The sequence below is a fragment of the Micromonospora sp. NPDC047670 genome (assembly GCF_043204915.1).
Classification (GTDB): Bacteria; Actinomycetota; Actinomycetes; order Mycobacteriales; family Micromonosporaceae; genus Micromonospora.
On the sequence record NZ_JBIDDA010000005.1, the window covers coordinates 433,599 to 447,705 of the forward strand.

Sequence of the window (14,107 nt, forward strand, 5' to 3'; positions counted from 1 at the left end):
GGGAACACGAGACGACGATGGCCGCCCCAGCGCTACCGGCCCTCGCAGATGCGGCCACTGAGCGACGGGTCGCCCTCCCGGTTGGTGAACCAGATCGGGTTGACGGCGAGCACGAGGGGCGGCGCCTGCCAGGCGGCACTGAGCCGTTGGAGCAGTTCGTACTCCCGCCGCGGCTCGTCCACGCGCTGCCCGGCGAGGAAGTCGAGAGCGCGGTCGTAGATCGCCCGCCTGCCCAGCAGGTCCCCGTGCAGGGCCGGCACCTCGACGACAGGGATGCGGGAGTGCTCGCCCGACGGGGCCTCGGCCGCGCTCACCAACGGCAGGAAGGCGATCATCCGCACTCCGGGAACGGGGCAGAGGATGCGGTTGCGATAGAAGGGCGCGTCGACGATGACCGAGCGGACGAACGGTTCGTCGGGGTCGTTGTCGACCTTCTTGACGAGGTTCGACACGGCGGCGATGGCCCGCAGCTCCCACCCCGCGACCAGTCCCCAGCCCTCGTAGCCGGGCCTGGGGTAGTAGGCGCGGCCGGGCCAGATCAGCGGACTGAACAGCATCGCGGCCTCCACCGGGCCGCCGGGCAGCTTCTCCAGGTAGATGCGGATCACCAGGGCGCCCTCGCTCTCGCCGGCGAGGGCCACCGGCCGACGGGTGCGGGCGTGCAGCCGGTCGACCTGCGCGGCCAGCAGCGCGGCGCTGGAGTCCAGGGAGCGGTGGGTGGCCTGCGGGGCGTACGGCAACGGCCGGCCCTCGCGGTCCAGACCCTGGTAGGAGAAACGCTCGACCCGCGGGTCCGCGGGCTGCTGACCGTCCCAGCTCGATTCGAACCCAGCGAGCACGATGACCGCGTACGGGACGCGCTCGGGGAGTCGCTCGGTGACGATGGGTGGCTGCCACTGCCCCGTCGTCCCGGCCGCCAGGCCGATCAGCGGCGGGACGCCGACGGCGGCGACCATGGTGAGCACGATCGCCAGCGGCGCGACGGGAACCCTGGCCAGTCGGATCCGCCCCGGCTGCGCGGCCGCGTTCACGGTCCGCCGCCAGAGCAGCCCGTTGACCGCGCCGGCCAGCCCGGCGACGGCGACCCTCGACCAGCCCGGGGCGCTCACGATGAGGGCGCTGGCCACCGTGATCACGAGGAAGTTGACTACCGACCAGCCGAGCAGCTCGATCGACGGCAGCCCCTTCCACCAGCGTCCGACCACTCCGGCGCGCTGCAAGAAGGGGGCGATCAGCAGCATCGGGACCACCGATGCGAACAGGTACCAGGAGAGCGCGACCGCCGAGAAGGCGACCGAGATCGCGGCCCACGGCGAGATGATCACTGTGGCGACAGCCGCGACCTCGATGTTGCGCAGGACGAGCCAGCGCGTCGACGGACGGGGCAACCGTCCGGGCCAGGCCAGTGCGGTGAGCCCCGCCGACAACAACCCGCGCGCCAGGGTCACGGCCAACAGGCCCACCGCGAACGTCCACCACGAGTTGTGGTAGACCAGCAGCCACCGCAGGTCGTGGTAGGAGTCGTACGGCCAGACGGCGGTGGACTGCGGGGCGAGGGCCTGGGCCGCGTAGAACCCGACGCCGACCAGCACGGCCATCTCCACCATCGGGGGTATCGCGGCGAGCAGGAGCAGGGCCGCGAGTCGACGACGGTCGGACCTCATCGTGCTGCCCATCCTCCCGCTGCCGTGCTTTCCTTGCAGGATCCCCTGAAACGCAGACCCGCGAGGGCCGAATCGCCACAACACCAGCCCCCTGACCTGCGCCGGTGGCGTGCCTGCCGCCCGTCGGCACGGGTGCCGGCCCCAGTTCCCGAGGGCGCGGGCGAGCCCGCCGGGAGGGCGACGACCCGGCCACCCCCGGGATGCGGCCGCCCTGCCGGGCCGTCGGAGGGACGGCCGCTGTAACGACATCAACCGCCGGCCGCGCTTACCTGTTGACGAGCTGGTCAGATCTTGATCAGGTCTGGTCGGGGAGGAACCATTCGAGGCAGCAGGCAGGATCCAGGGGCAGGCCGTGCACCCGCGCGGGGCACCGGTGGCGCTGAGCGGGCGACCGGAGGAACACATGCAGGGTGAGCTGCAACGCATCGTCGACGCTCTCGCCGCCCACGTCGGCCGTCCGGCGCTGATCGAGGACCGGCGTCAGCGCGTGGTGGTCTACAGCGAGCACACCGGGTTGATGGACGACGTCCGCAAGGCGTCGATCCTGCGTCGGCAGACCACGCCCGAGGTGATGGCCTGGTTCCGCGACGTCGGCATCATGGAGGCCCGGGAGCCGGTGCGGACGCCGCCGTCGGCGGAACTCGACCTCCTGCCCCGGGTCTGCGTCCCGATCCGGCACCAGGACCTGCTGCTGGGCTTCGTGTGGTTCATCGACCCGGACGGCACCATGACCGACGCGGACATCGAGGCCACCGGGCTGGTGAGCGAGCTGTCGCTGGCGCTCTACCGGGAGAACCTCCTCGGCGAGCTGGCCTCCCAGCGGGAGACCGAGGCGGCGCGCACGCTGCTGTCCGACAGCGAGACGACCCGTGACCGGTCGGTGCGGGCGCTCCGGGAGGCCGGCCTGATCGTCGGGGACGGGCCGGCGACCGCCGTCGTCGCCCAACTGGTCACGCCCGGCGGCCAACTGCCCGACGAGGTCGCCCGCTTCGCGTTGGAGCAGGCGCTGGTCACCACCCGACGCTGGATCGGCACCCGGGAGGCGCTGCACGTGGTCCGCGACGACCACGGCGTCCTGCTGCTCTGCGGCGACCGGGGCGTGGGTCGCCCCTCCCCCGAGGCCGCCGCCAGGCTCCTCGACGACAACCTCCAGCAGGCGATCCGCGGGCTCGCCTCGGTCGACCGCACCGTCGTCGGCGTCGGGCAGGCACGCTCGGGCCTGGCCGACGCCGTCGGGTCGTACGGGGAGGCGCTGCAGGCGGCCCGGGTGGGCGTCCGGCTGCCCGCCCTGGGCCGCGTGGTCTCCTGGTCCGGCCTGGGCATCTACCGGGTGCTGTCGCGGCTGGACGGCCAGCACCTCGACATGGCCGACGTGCACCCGGGGCTGGAGCGGATGCTCCGCGAGCAGGCGAACCCGGTGCTGCTGGAGACCCTGGAACGCTATCTGGACCTCGCCGGCAACGCCCACGCCACCGCCGAGCAGCTACGGCTGCACCGCACCACCCTCTACTACCGGCTGCAACGCATCGAGGAACTCGCCGAGACCGACCTGAAGGACGGCAACGAGCGGCTCTGCCTGCACCTGGCGTTGAAGCTGGGCCGGCTGACCGGCCACTACCGGCCGGCGGGCTGAGCCCGGCCGGCACGGACCGGTCACGGACCGTGGCCGGCGAGCGGCGACCGGCCGGCCGGGTGCGGACCGGTTACGAGCCGGGGTCGCGAGCGGCGACCGGCCCACCGGGGCGACCCGGTCGCGACGGGCCGGCGGCGGGACGGGACGCCCGGCGCAGCGCGCGTCCCGTCCCCGGTCCCTACAGGCCTGCGCGCACCGCCGCCGTGCGGCCCCCGACGACCGGCAGCTCGATGCGGCTGCGGTCGAAGTGCACGGTGATCTCGGCCCGGTTCTGCTTGGCCCGGCTGCTGTACCCGGAGTACGAGCCGAGCAGGACCACGCCGATCTGGTGGCCGGCCTCGAAGACGTAGTCCTCGGGGAGCAGCCGCACGTCGACGGCGTTCTTGGCGCCCGGCACCAGCGGCGTCGACGCGCTCAACGAGGTCAGGTTGAGCCCGTCGAGGATGCCCTTGGTCACCAGTTCCTGCCCGTTGGCAGCCACGGTCTTCTCGGTCCGCCGGTAGCAGGCATCCTCGGCGTGCCCGCCCCAGGTGGCCTCGCCGCCCCAGCAGTCCTGCGCGGTCAGGGTCCGGATGCCGTCACCGGTGCTGCTGAACCGGGGCCGCGTCCCATAGTCGACGAGCAGGCCGGCGAAGCTGGTGTCCGCGCCGTCGACGGACGCGTTGATCCTCACCACGGGCGAGCCGGAGACGTGCAGCGGCGCCCGCAGCGGCGGGGACAGGAACACCAGTCGGTTCTCCGTGTTCGCCAGCGGATCCGACGGGTGCCGGATGGCGTTGACCTGGCTCATCGAGGGGGTGTCCCGGAACGAGACCGACGCGTTGCCGGGGTGCGGGCGCACCGACAGCCCGCCGGCCGCTCCGTCCGCGCCGGGCCGCAGGAACACCTGCGTCGGGTGGGCGCCCGGCAGCGGCCAGGTGGCGTGGGTCTCCCAGACGTCCGGCGCCCGTTCGACGTCCACCATCGGTTCGGCCATGATGCCGTTGTCGATGCCGTGCAGCCAGTAGTCGAACCACCGGTGCAGCGTGTCCACCCACTGCTCGCGTCGGAAGTCGAACGGGTCGACGTGGCCGGTGCCGGTCAGCCAGAGCTTGCGGGGGACGTTCCGCTCCGCCAGCGCGTTCCACCAGTTGCTGAAGTGGTCCGGCCGGACGTTGTTGTCGTTGAGGCCGTGCACGACGAAGACGCTGGCGCGCACCCGGCCGGCGTACGGGACGTAGTCCCGCTCGGCCCAGAAGTCGTTGTAGTCGCCGGTGACGTCGTCGACGCCCGCACCGAGCCGGTCGCGCACCGGCGCGCAGTACGCCCTGCGGTCGGGGTCGGTGACCGTGTTGGCGAGGCTGCCCGAGTAGTTGTTGGCCCGGGTGACCAGGCCGTTGCTGCGCGAGTAGTCGTACCAGCTGGAGATGGCCGAGATCGGCACGATCGTGCTCAGCCCGGCCACCCCGTCGGCCGCGGCCGCGTTGGCCAGCGTGCCGTCGTACGACTTGCCGATCATGCCGGTCCTGCCGTTGTGCCAGTCGGCCACGACGGCGCGGCCGGCGGCGTCCCGGCCGGGGCGGCGGCCGTTGAGCCAGTCGATCGCGGTCGGCGCGCTGATGTTGTCCGCGCGGCCGCCGGTGACCGGGCAGCCGGTCGAGTTGTTGGTGCCGATCATGTCGAGCAGCACCACCGCGTACCCGCGCGGCACGAAGTAGTTGTCGTAGTACAGCGGCCACCGGTCGTTGCGGCCGTCGCCGTCGAGGTCGCCCTTGCACTCCCCCTCGTTGCCCCGGCACACCGTGGAGTAGTAGGGGCTGGCATCCATCACCACCGGCACGCGCAGCCCGTCGTCGCTGGCCCGGGGCCGGATGATGTCCATCGCGACGACGTCGCGCGCGCCGTCGGCGTCGGTGTCGACGTCGGAGGTGACGAAGACCCGCTCGCGGATCGCGTCGGCGTAGCCGAACACCGGCTGGGTGACCCCGGCCTCGACGACCGGCCCGGGGCTCTCCGTGGCGGGCCGCGCCGTCGCGGTGGCCGCCGGCAGGCCCACGGCCGCCGCCGCCACGACCACCACCGCCGCCCGCCACCAGTTTCTCGTGGTTCGCATCGCGCTCCTCCCGTTCCGGCACGCGCCGTCGGCCCGCCGCGCTCCGGCGGAAGGACCAGGAGGCCGCCGGGCCGGCAGTTCGATCGAAGCGTACGAATGGGCGTGGGGCCGGTCATCGGACACGTGTGGCAGGTGCGCGGCCCCGGCTCCTACGTCTGTCGCAGGCGCCGGGGCCCCACCCCCGCCGGGCGGTGTACGACAGGCGTAGGAGGCGGCGCGAGCCGATTCCAACAGGTGCCCGATGACCGGGCGGCGCGCCGGCCATAGGTTCGGCGACGTGCGGTTGTCGGGTCGCGCCACGATCCCGCGGATCATCGGGCGTTTCGTGGTACCGGCCCTGTTCGCGGCGGTGTTCGCCGCCCCGCTGTGGTTCATGGTGGTCGGCTCGCTGCGGCCCGCCGGCCTGCCCCCGCCGCGTACGCTCGAAATCCTCCCGCCGGAGCCGACGCTGGCCGCCTACGCCCGGCTGCCCGAGCTGATCCCGCTGTTCCGCTACCTGGCGAACTCGGCGCTGGTCGTCGCGCTCGCCGTGCCGCTGACCGTCGTCGTCGCCTCCCTGACCGGCTTCGGGCTGCGGCTGCTCGCGCCGACGGCCCGCCGGCGGGTGGTCCTCGGCCTGCTGGCGGTGCTGCTCGTCCCGGCCACCGCCGTGTGGGCGACCCGCTTCGAACTGTTCCGCCTGGCCGGCGTGGTCGACACGTACGTCCCGCTGCTGGCCCCGGCGGTGCTCGCCGGCAACCCGTTCCTGGTGCTGCTCTACGCCTGGAGCTTCGGCGGGGTACCGGAGAGCCAACTCCAGGCGGCCCGCCTGGAGGGCGCCGGCTGGCTGACCGTCTGGCGCCGCGTGGCGCTGCCCCAGGTGCGCCCCGCGACCCTCGCCGTGGCCGTGCTGGCCTTCACGTTCCACTGGGCCAACTTCATCGACCCGCTGTTGTACCTGCACAGCGGCGACCGGTACACCTACCCGCTCGGCCTGCAGTTCCTGCGGCTGCTGAACCCCACGGACTGGCCGCTGCTGATGGCCGGATGCGTGGTCGCGACCGTGCCGTGCGTGCTGGTGTTCCTGCTGGCCCAGCGGATCCTGCTGCACGACGATCCGCTGGCCGCACTGAGATCTGGAGGACGCAGTTGACGCACACCCGGGCACGGCGCTGGATCGGCCTGGTCATGGCCGCCCTGCTGGTCGGCTACGCCGCCGGCTGCGGCGGCGGCGACCGCCCCGGCGACACGTCGGGCATCACCGTCGTGCTGTTCGGCGACGCCGAGGAGGTCGCCGGCTACCGCACCATGGTGACCGCCTTCGAGGAGGCCAACCGCGACGTGGACGTCAACCTCTCCCCCGTCGCCAGCCAGGACGAGTTGATGGCCCGGCTGACCACCTCGTTCGCCGGCGGCAAGCCGCCGGACGTGTTCCTGCTCAACTACCGCCGCTACGGGCAGTTCGCCGCGCAGGGGGCGATCGAGCCGGCGCAGTCCTACCTGGAACGCAGCACCGTGCTCAAGGAGAGCGACTTCAGCCCGCAGGCGCTGGACGCCTTCCGGTTCGACGGCAAGGCCCTGACCTGCCTGCCGCAGAACCTCTCCTCCCTGGTCGTCTACTACAACGCCGACCTGTTCGCCGCCGCCGGCGTGCCGCTACCGAAGGCCGGCTGGACCTGGGACGACTTCCTGGCGGCCGCCCGCGCGCTGACCCGCGACGGCCGCTACGGGGTGGGCGTGGAGCCGTCCGTGCCCCGGCTCGCGCCGTTCGTCTGGTCCAACCGCGGCGAACTCGTCGACGACCCGGCCAGCCCCACCACCCTGACCCTCACCCGCGACCCGGCCACCCGCAAGGCCGTCGACTGGTTCCTCGACCTGCAACTCACGCACCACGTCGTGCCGCCGGACGCCGAGGAGCAGAGCGAGTCGAGTGAGGCCCGGTTCCTGCGCGGCACCCTGGGCATGTACCTCAACAGCCGGGTGGCCGTGCCCACGCTGCGCACCATCGACGGGTTCTCCTGGGACGTCGCGCCGCTGCCGGTCGCGCCGGGCGGGGTGCCCGCCTCGATCCTGCACAGCGACGCCTACTGCATGGGCGCCGGGCTGCCCGACCACGACGACGCCTGGCGGTTCATCGAGTTCGCGATGGGCCAGGCCGGACAGCGGATCCTCGCCGAGTCCGGCCGCACCGTCCCGTCCCGGCTCGACGTCGCCAACTCCCCGGCGTTCCTCGACCCGGCCGCGCCGCCCCGGTCGTCGCGGGTCTACCTCGACGCCGCGCCGCACCTGCGCGCCACCCCGCGCACCGCCACCTGGTCGCGGGTGGAACGCGAGGCGGGCACCCTGCTGGAAGAGGTGTTCTACGGCCGGGTCGGGCGCGAGGAGGGGCTGCGCCGGCTCGAGGAGCGGACCCGGCCGCTGTTCGCCCTGCCGGCGGGAGCGGGCGGGTGAGCGCACGCGGGGCGATCCGGCTGGAGTCGCTGACCAAGGCGTACGGGCGGACGACCGCCGTCGACGGGATCGACCTGGACGTGCGGGCCGGGGAGATGCTGACCCTGGTCGGGCCGTCGGGCTCGGGTAAGTCCACCGTCCTGCGGCTGGTCGCGGGGCTGGAGCGGCCGGACCGTGGCCGGGTCGTGGTGGACGGCCGCGACGTCGCCCGCGTGCCGCCGCACCGGCGGGCCGTGGCGATGGTGTTCCAGGACTACGCGCTCTACCCGCACCTCACCGCCCTCGGCAACCTCACGTTCGGGCTGCGGGTCCGCCGGGTCCCCCGCGCCGAGGCCGATTGGCGGGCCCGCGCCGCGGCCGAGCGCCTGGGGATCGCCGACCTGCTCGACCGGCATCCCGACGAGATGTCCGGCGGGCAGCGCCAGCGGGTCGCGCTGGCCCGCGCCCTGCTGCGCGAGCCCAGCGTCTACCTGCTCGACGAGCCGCTGGCCAGTCTGGACGCGCCGCTGCGCTTCGCCACCCGCGCCGACCTGCTGGGCCTGCACCGCGAACTCGGCACCACCACCATCCACGTCACGCACGACCAGGCCGAGGCGATGACCCTCGGCGACCGGGTCGTCGTCCTGGACGGCGGCCGGATCCGGCAGGTCGGGCCGCCGCAGCAGGTCTACGACGAGCCCGCCGACACCTTCGTCGCCGGCTTCCTGGGCAGCCCGCCGATGAACCTGGTGACCGGGGGCGGCCCGCTGGGCGGCCAGCCGGGCGTGACCCTCGGCGTACGGCCCGAGGACCTGGCGCTCGACGCCGAGGGGCCGATCGAGGCGACCGTCGAGGCGGTGGAGGCGCTCGGCAGCGAGGCCGTCCTGCTGACCCGGTGTCCCGACGGCACCCGCCTCGTCGTGCGCACCGGCCCGCGACCGGGCGTGCGACCGGGCGACCGGGTGCGGCTGCGCCCCGACCCGGACCGGCTCCACCGCTTCGACACCGCCACGGGGCGGCGCCGGTGAAGGCGGGCAGGGCGGGCCGGCAGCTGACCGCCTGGGCGTTCCTCACCCCGTACGCCGTGGCGGTCGCGCTGCTGGTCGCCCTGCCGGCGCTGCTCAACGTCGGCTACGCGTTCACCGACCACACCGGGCTGACCCGCGACCCGAGGTTCGTGGGCCTGGCCAACGTGCGCCGGATGCTGGCCGACGGTTTCCTGCTCGACAGCGTGCAGGCGTCCCTGACGCACGTGGCGCTGGCCGTGCCGGTCCGGTTGCTCGCCGCGGTGGGGCTCGGGCTGCTGCTCGCCGCGCCCCGGCCGGGCGGCCGGTGGTTCCGGGTCGCGGTCTACCTGCCGACGGTCGTCCCCGACGTCGCCCTGGCCGTGCTGTTCCTGTGGGTGCTCAACCCGCTCTACGGCCCGCTCAACCAGGTGCTCGGGCTCTTCGGTCATCCGGGCTTCACCTGGCTGGCGGACCCGACGACCGCCCGGGTGGCGGTGGTGCTCATGCTGGCGTTCCCGATCGGCGAGGGCTTCGTGGTCGTCCTCGCCGCCCGCCGGATGCTCGACGGCCGGCTGTACGAGGCGGCGGCGCTGGAGGGCTGCGGCCCGTTCGGTCAACTACGCCGGCTCACGCTGCCGCTGCTGGCTCCCGTGCTGGTGCTGCTGGCGGTGCGGGACACGATCCTCACCCTCCAGGTGAACTTCGTGCCCGCGTACGTGCTCACCGACGGGCGGCCGGCCAACGCCACGCTCTACCTGCCCGTCTACATCTTCGACCAGGCCTTCGAGTTCTCCGGCTTCGCGTACGGGGCGCTCATCTCGACGATGCTGATGGCGCTGACGGCCGTCGTCATCACCGCCCTGCTGCTGATGGTGCGACGCTGGCGGGTGCTGCGTTGAGGTGGCATCCTGCGGCGGTGAGACTCCGGCTGTTCGCGGTCGCCGCCACGATCCCGCTGCTCGTCGCCTGCGGCGGGACGGACGCGGCGCAGCCGTCGGGGCGCGGCCCGGGGATGCTGGCGAACCTGCCCAGTTGCGACCGGGTGCCGCTGGACGCCGAGCCGCGGGTCGACGCCGAGGTCGTCGGCCTGGTGCTGCCCGATGGTGCGCGGGTCACCTCGGTGGTGGAGCAGGGTGCCCTGACGACGGTCGAGGCCACCGTCCGGATGACCCCGCTGGACGTGCGCGCCCACTACGAGGGCCGCACCGACATCGAGCTGCTGCGCGTCGAGGACGAGGTCTTCGAGGCCGAGGTGCTGACGCGGGCGCAGCAGCGGCGGATGTACCTGCGGGCGGGCGCGCTCTGCGCCGACGGCACCACGCTGACCGCGGTGGTGGGGCCGGACTCGGAGGACGCGGGGCTGCCGGAGTTCCGCACGGTCGGGTGAAGCCGCCAGCCTCCTTCGGGTACGTCGCATTCGTTGTCCCGCAGGTGCGTCACCTCGGACGGGCGGAGACCTGCCGGGTACGTGCAGGCGAAGAGCCTTCGATTCACCCTGCGTCGTGGTCGATCGGAATCGGCGGGTCAGGGCGTGAGGTCCCAGACCTGGACCAGGCCGTCCTGGCCGGCGGTCACGGCGACCGGGCGGTCTCGGATCTCCGTCACGGCCACCGCGTTGATCCGGAGCTTGTGGCCGGTCAGGGCCGGTCCGATCTGAACGCCCTGGGTGAGGTCCCAGATCCGTGCGGTTCCGTCGTCGCCGCCGGTCACCGCAAGCGTGCGCCCCCCGAACGCGGTGGCGTCCATGGCCAGGACCTCGGTGTCGTGGACCCTGATCGGATCCGTGATCGGCCTGGCGTCGGCCAGGCTCCAGCGCCAGAGGACACCGGCGTCGTTCACGGCCGCCACCATGCCCTCGGACAGCACGACAGCGCGGAAGATGCCGGCGCCGGCCATCGCGTGCAGCCGTTCGCCGCGTTCCAGATCCGTCACCAGCACGTCGTCGCCGGACACCGATGCGACGAGCATGCGCCCGCCGATCCGCGAAAGTTTGAGGTCTCCCATGTCATCCGAGTGCCCGGGAAGCTCCCGGCGTCGCTCGTCGATCCACTCGGGGGAGGACGGGTCCCACTCGTAGTGCTCCGGCACGGAGTTACCCGTGACGATGGCCAGACGCCCGTCCAGACACGCCGTGTCCAGCGCGTGAACGCCGCCATGGCTCAGTATCACGCCGCTGAGCAGTTCGCCGCTCAGCAGGTCCCACAGGGCCGGCCCCTGGTGGTGACCGCCCGTGGCCAGCACGACCCGCCCACCCACGACCTCTGCCCCGACGTGCATGAAGTCGGGGTAAAGGTGGGGAGCGAGCCCGTCGTCCTCGTCGTCCTCGTCTTCCTCGTCGTACTCGTCGTCCTCGTCGTCCTCGTCGTATTCCCTGAGGTCTTCCAGTGGGCGCCTGGTCCACTCGTCACCAAGCACATCCCAGGTCCACACGTCGTTCCCCTGGTCGGCGCACACCACCAGGGGACGCCCGTCCACCTCGATCACCGCGACATCGTTGACGGGACTGCCGGACGGGACCGCGCCGCCCTGAATCACACGCTGGGATGACATGCGGGAGATCATAAAGGGCCGGATGAATACGTCGGCACCCACGGTGCGAGCGCCAACGACCTCACTGAAGACGAATCGTCGACGAGGGCAGGCAGGGCGCCGCAATCGGCGCACGTCAGCCGAGGCGACCAGCGAGCCGACCGGACCCGCCACCCGGATCACCGTTCACGGCCGCTCGACGGGGCTCTGGAGATTGGGCTCGACAGGTGTCCTAACCCGACGACCGGAATCCCAACAGTTGCCGGGTGACGCCGGTCACCCGGCTGTCTAGCGTGCGACAGACGACTGGTTCCCGGTCGCACCCGCACGTGGACGGGAGATACCGCATGAGTCCCACCCTCGTCCGAGGCAGACGCGCCCTGCCGGTGGCAGCCGCCCTGGCGCTGCTGACCGCGGCCGCGTTGACGACCTCGACACCGTCGGCCCGCGGCGAGGAGTCGCTGGCCACCAGCAGCCCCACCGGCCCGATGGAGCTGCCGGCCGAGTGGATGACCGCCCAGCGGCTCAGCGACGGCAGCACGAACCTGTCGGCCGCCAAGTACGCGAAGGCCCGCGGCGAGGCGAACCAGCTCGCCGCCCGCACCCGCAGCGTCTACCGCCACCTCGCCGACCGGGACTGGCGCTTCTTCGGCCCGAGCAACATCGGCGGCCGGGTGGTGGACATCGCCGTCGACCCGCAGGTCGCCAACCAGGTGTTCGTCGCCGCCGCCTCCGGCGGCATCTGGCGCTCGGCCGACGCGGGCGCCACCTTCGAGGCCGCGTGGCCGGACGGCGGGACGCAGAGCATGGGCGCGGTCGCGATGACCAGCGACGGCGTGCTCTTCGCCGGCACCGGCGAGGCGCAGCCGGGCGGCGGCTCGATCACCTTCGGCGGCGACGGGGTCTACCGTTCCCGCGACCGGGGCCGCACGTGGCAGCGCGTCGGCCTGGAGAACAGCCACGCGATCGCCCGGTTCGCCATCGACCCGGGCAACCAGGACCGGATCTTCGCCGCGGCCGCCGGCAACCTGTTCGTGCCCGGCGGCGAGCGGGGCGTCTACCTCTCCGAGGACGGCGGGGACACCTGGCGACAGGCCCTCGCCCCGCCGAACGCCACCACCGGGGCCACCGAGGTCGTCATCGACCCGCAGAACCCGAACCGGGTCTACGCGGCGCTGTGGGACCACCTGCGCGAGCCGCACCAGCGCACCTACGGCGGGCCCGGCTCCAGCCTGTGGCGCTCCGACGACGGCGGTCGGAACTGGCAGCGGATGACCAACGGGCTGCCCACCGACGCCGACCAGGGTCGCTGGGGCCTCGCCCTCGCCCCGAGCAACCCCGAGCGGCTGTACGCGTACGTCGGCACCGCCCTCGGCCCGTTCCGCGCCTTCTACCGCTCGGACGACGGCGGCGACACCTGGACGCAGACCCCGGTCAACGCCAACCAGGCGTCCCAGTCCACCTTCAGCTGGTGGTTCGGCAAGCTCTTCGTCGATCCCGCGGACGCCGACCACGTGTTCCTCACCGGGGTGAACCTGCGCCGCTCGACCGACGGCGCGCAGAGCTTCGGCAACGTCGGCGGCGTCCACGCCGACCAGCACGTCGTGCGCTGGGATCCCAAGGTGCCGGGCCGGGCCTACCTCGGCAACGACGGCGGCTTCTACCGCTCCGAGAGCAACGGGGTGAGCGGCTGGGTCAAGTCCACGTACGAGCCGTACACGCAGTTCTACACGGTGGACGTCGCGGAGACCGACCCGGCGCTGAAGGTCGGCGGCGCCCAGGACAACGGCTGCAACCGGGGCTACACGGGCGTGGGCGGCCCGTGGAACGCCATCGGCTGCGGCGACGGTCTCCAGGTGATCATCCATCCGGAGAACCCGGACATCGTCTTCGGCTGCAGCCAGTACGGCTCCTGCTACCGCTCGGAGCACGCCGGCGCCGCCCCGCGCCAGTCCATCGGCCCCGGCCAGACGACCTCCGAGCGGCGCAACTGGCTGACGCCGCTGCAGTTCGACCCGAGCGACCCGAACGTCATGTACTACGCCGGCAACGTCGTCAACCGGTCGACGGACAACGGCCGCACCTGGGCGGCCATCAGCCCGGACCTCACCGGCGGCGGGCCGAACGATCCGTCCGGCTACCCGTGGGGCACGATCACCACGATCGCGGCGGCCCCGACCGACGGCGACAAGCTCTACGTCGGCACGGACGACGGCAGGCTGTGGTGGACCGACGACCTCGGGGCCACCTGGAGCCGGGTCGACCCCGCGCAACTGCCGGGCACCTGGGTGACCCGGGTGGCGGTGCACCCGACGGACGCGAACATCGCGTACGCCACGTTTTCCGCCTTCCGGTCGGGCAGCGACCGCGCGCACGTCATGATGACCCGCGACGGCGGTCGCACCTGGACGGACATCGGCCGGGGCCTGCCCGACGCGCCGGTGAACTCGGTGGTGCCGACCTCCGACGGCCTGCTGCTGGTCGGCACGGACGTCGGGGTGTTCGTCTCGGCATGGAACGGCGGCGAGTGGGCCGCGCTCGGCGCGGAACTGCCGGCGGCGGCCGTGATGTACCTGCGCTACCACGAGCCGAGCCGGCAGCTCACCGCGGCGACGTTCGGCCGGGGCGTCTACGACCTCACCGTGCCCCGGTGTCCGGCGGCGTCGACCGGGCTGCCGCTGCGCGAGCCCGGTGCCGGCGTGGTCGGCGTGCTGGCCTCGTGCCGCGCGGCGTGACCCGGTGAGCCCGGGGCGGGGGTGCGTGGTGCCCCCGC

Annotated in this window: 10 protein-coding genes; 7 read left to right on the plus strand and 3 right to left on the minus strand. The window is 73.1% G+C overall.

Translation table 11 applies throughout. The features are described 5' to 3' along the window. Positions 1-32 precede the first annotated feature (32 nt). Entirely contained in the window at positions 33-1,664 is a 1,632-nt protein-coding gene (locus ACGF7U_RS15635; protein ID WP_393106967.1) for a hypothetical protein, read from the minus strand. A gap of 403 nt (positions 1,665-2,067) precedes the next feature. On the opposite strand from ACGF7U_RS15635, the gene ACGF7U_RS15640 reads away from it, so the two are divergent. Further along, complete coding sequence (locus ACGF7U_RS15640) at positions 2,068-3,297, plus strand: PucR family transcriptional regulator (protein ID WP_393106969.1); 1,230 nt, start codon at positions 2,068-2,070, stop codon at positions 3,295-3,297. Positions 3,298-3,475: 178 nt separating this feature from the next. Here the strand turns inward: ACGF7U_RS15640 and ACGF7U_RS15645 are convergent, their stop codons facing one another. Further along, a complete protein-coding gene (locus tag ACGF7U_RS15645; RefSeq protein WP_393106971.1) occupies positions 3,476-5,389 on the minus strand; it encodes a Xaa-Pro dipeptidyl-peptidase in 1,914 nt (637 codons plus the stop codon). A gap of 277 nt (positions 5,390-5,666) precedes the next feature. Between ACGF7U_RS15645 and ACGF7U_RS15650 the strand changes: the two genes are divergently transcribed. From ACGF7U_RS15650 to ACGF7U_RS15670, 5 genes are read left to right on the plus strand one after another with little or no spacing between them, the layout of a single operon-like run. Continuing rightward, the gene (locus ACGF7U_RS15650; RefSeq protein WP_393106973.1) at positions 5,667-6,521 is read left to right on the plus strand and encodes a carbohydrate ABC transporter permease; all 855 of its coding nucleotides are present in this window, start codon (positions 5,667-5,669) and stop codon (positions 6,519-6,521) included. Then, positions 6,518-7,819, plus strand: a complete 1,302-nt coding sequence (locus tag ACGF7U_RS15655) for an ABC transporter substrate-binding protein (RefSeq protein WP_393106975.1) — start codon at positions 6,518-6,520, stop codon at positions 7,817-7,819. The genes ACGF7U_RS15650 and ACGF7U_RS15655 overlap by 4 nt, the downstream gene beginning before the upstream one ends. After that, on the plus strand, positions 7,816-8,826 hold the full coding sequence (locus ACGF7U_RS15660; protein WP_393106977.1) for an ABC transporter ATP-binding protein: 1,011 nt from the start codon (positions 7,816-7,818) through the stop codon (positions 8,824-8,826). Before ACGF7U_RS15655 ends, ACGF7U_RS15660 begins: the two co-directional genes overlap by 4 nt. Continuing rightward, complete coding sequence (locus ACGF7U_RS15665; protein WP_393106979.1) at positions 8,823-9,704, plus strand: carbohydrate ABC transporter permease; 882 nt, start codon at positions 8,823-8,825, stop codon at positions 9,702-9,704. The genes ACGF7U_RS15660 and ACGF7U_RS15665 overlap by 4 nt, the downstream gene beginning before the upstream one ends. 17 nt (positions 9,705-9,721) lie before the next feature. Continuing rightward, positions 9,722-10,192 (plus strand): hypothetical protein, encoded by a 471-nt coding sequence (locus ACGF7U_RS15670; RefSeq protein ID WP_393106981.1) that lies wholly within the window; start codon positions 9,722-9,724, stop codon positions 10,190-10,192. Between the two features lie 137 nt (positions 10,193-10,329). Here the strand turns inward: ACGF7U_RS15670 and ACGF7U_RS15675 are convergent, their stop codons facing one another. Further along, a complete protein-coding gene (locus tag ACGF7U_RS15675; RefSeq protein ID WP_393106983.1) occupies positions 10,330-11,355 on the minus strand; it encodes a WD40 repeat domain-containing protein in 1,026 nt (341 codons plus the stop codon). 326 nt (positions 11,356-11,681) lie between these two features. On the opposite strand from ACGF7U_RS15675, the gene ACGF7U_RS15680 reads away from it, so the two are divergent. After that, positions 11,682-14,069 (plus strand): WD40/YVTN/BNR-like repeat-containing protein, encoded by a 2,388-nt coding sequence (locus ACGF7U_RS15680; protein WP_393106985.1) that lies wholly within the window; start codon positions 11,682-11,684, stop codon positions 14,067-14,069. The last annotated feature ends 38 nt before the right edge of the window (positions 14,070-14,107 follow it).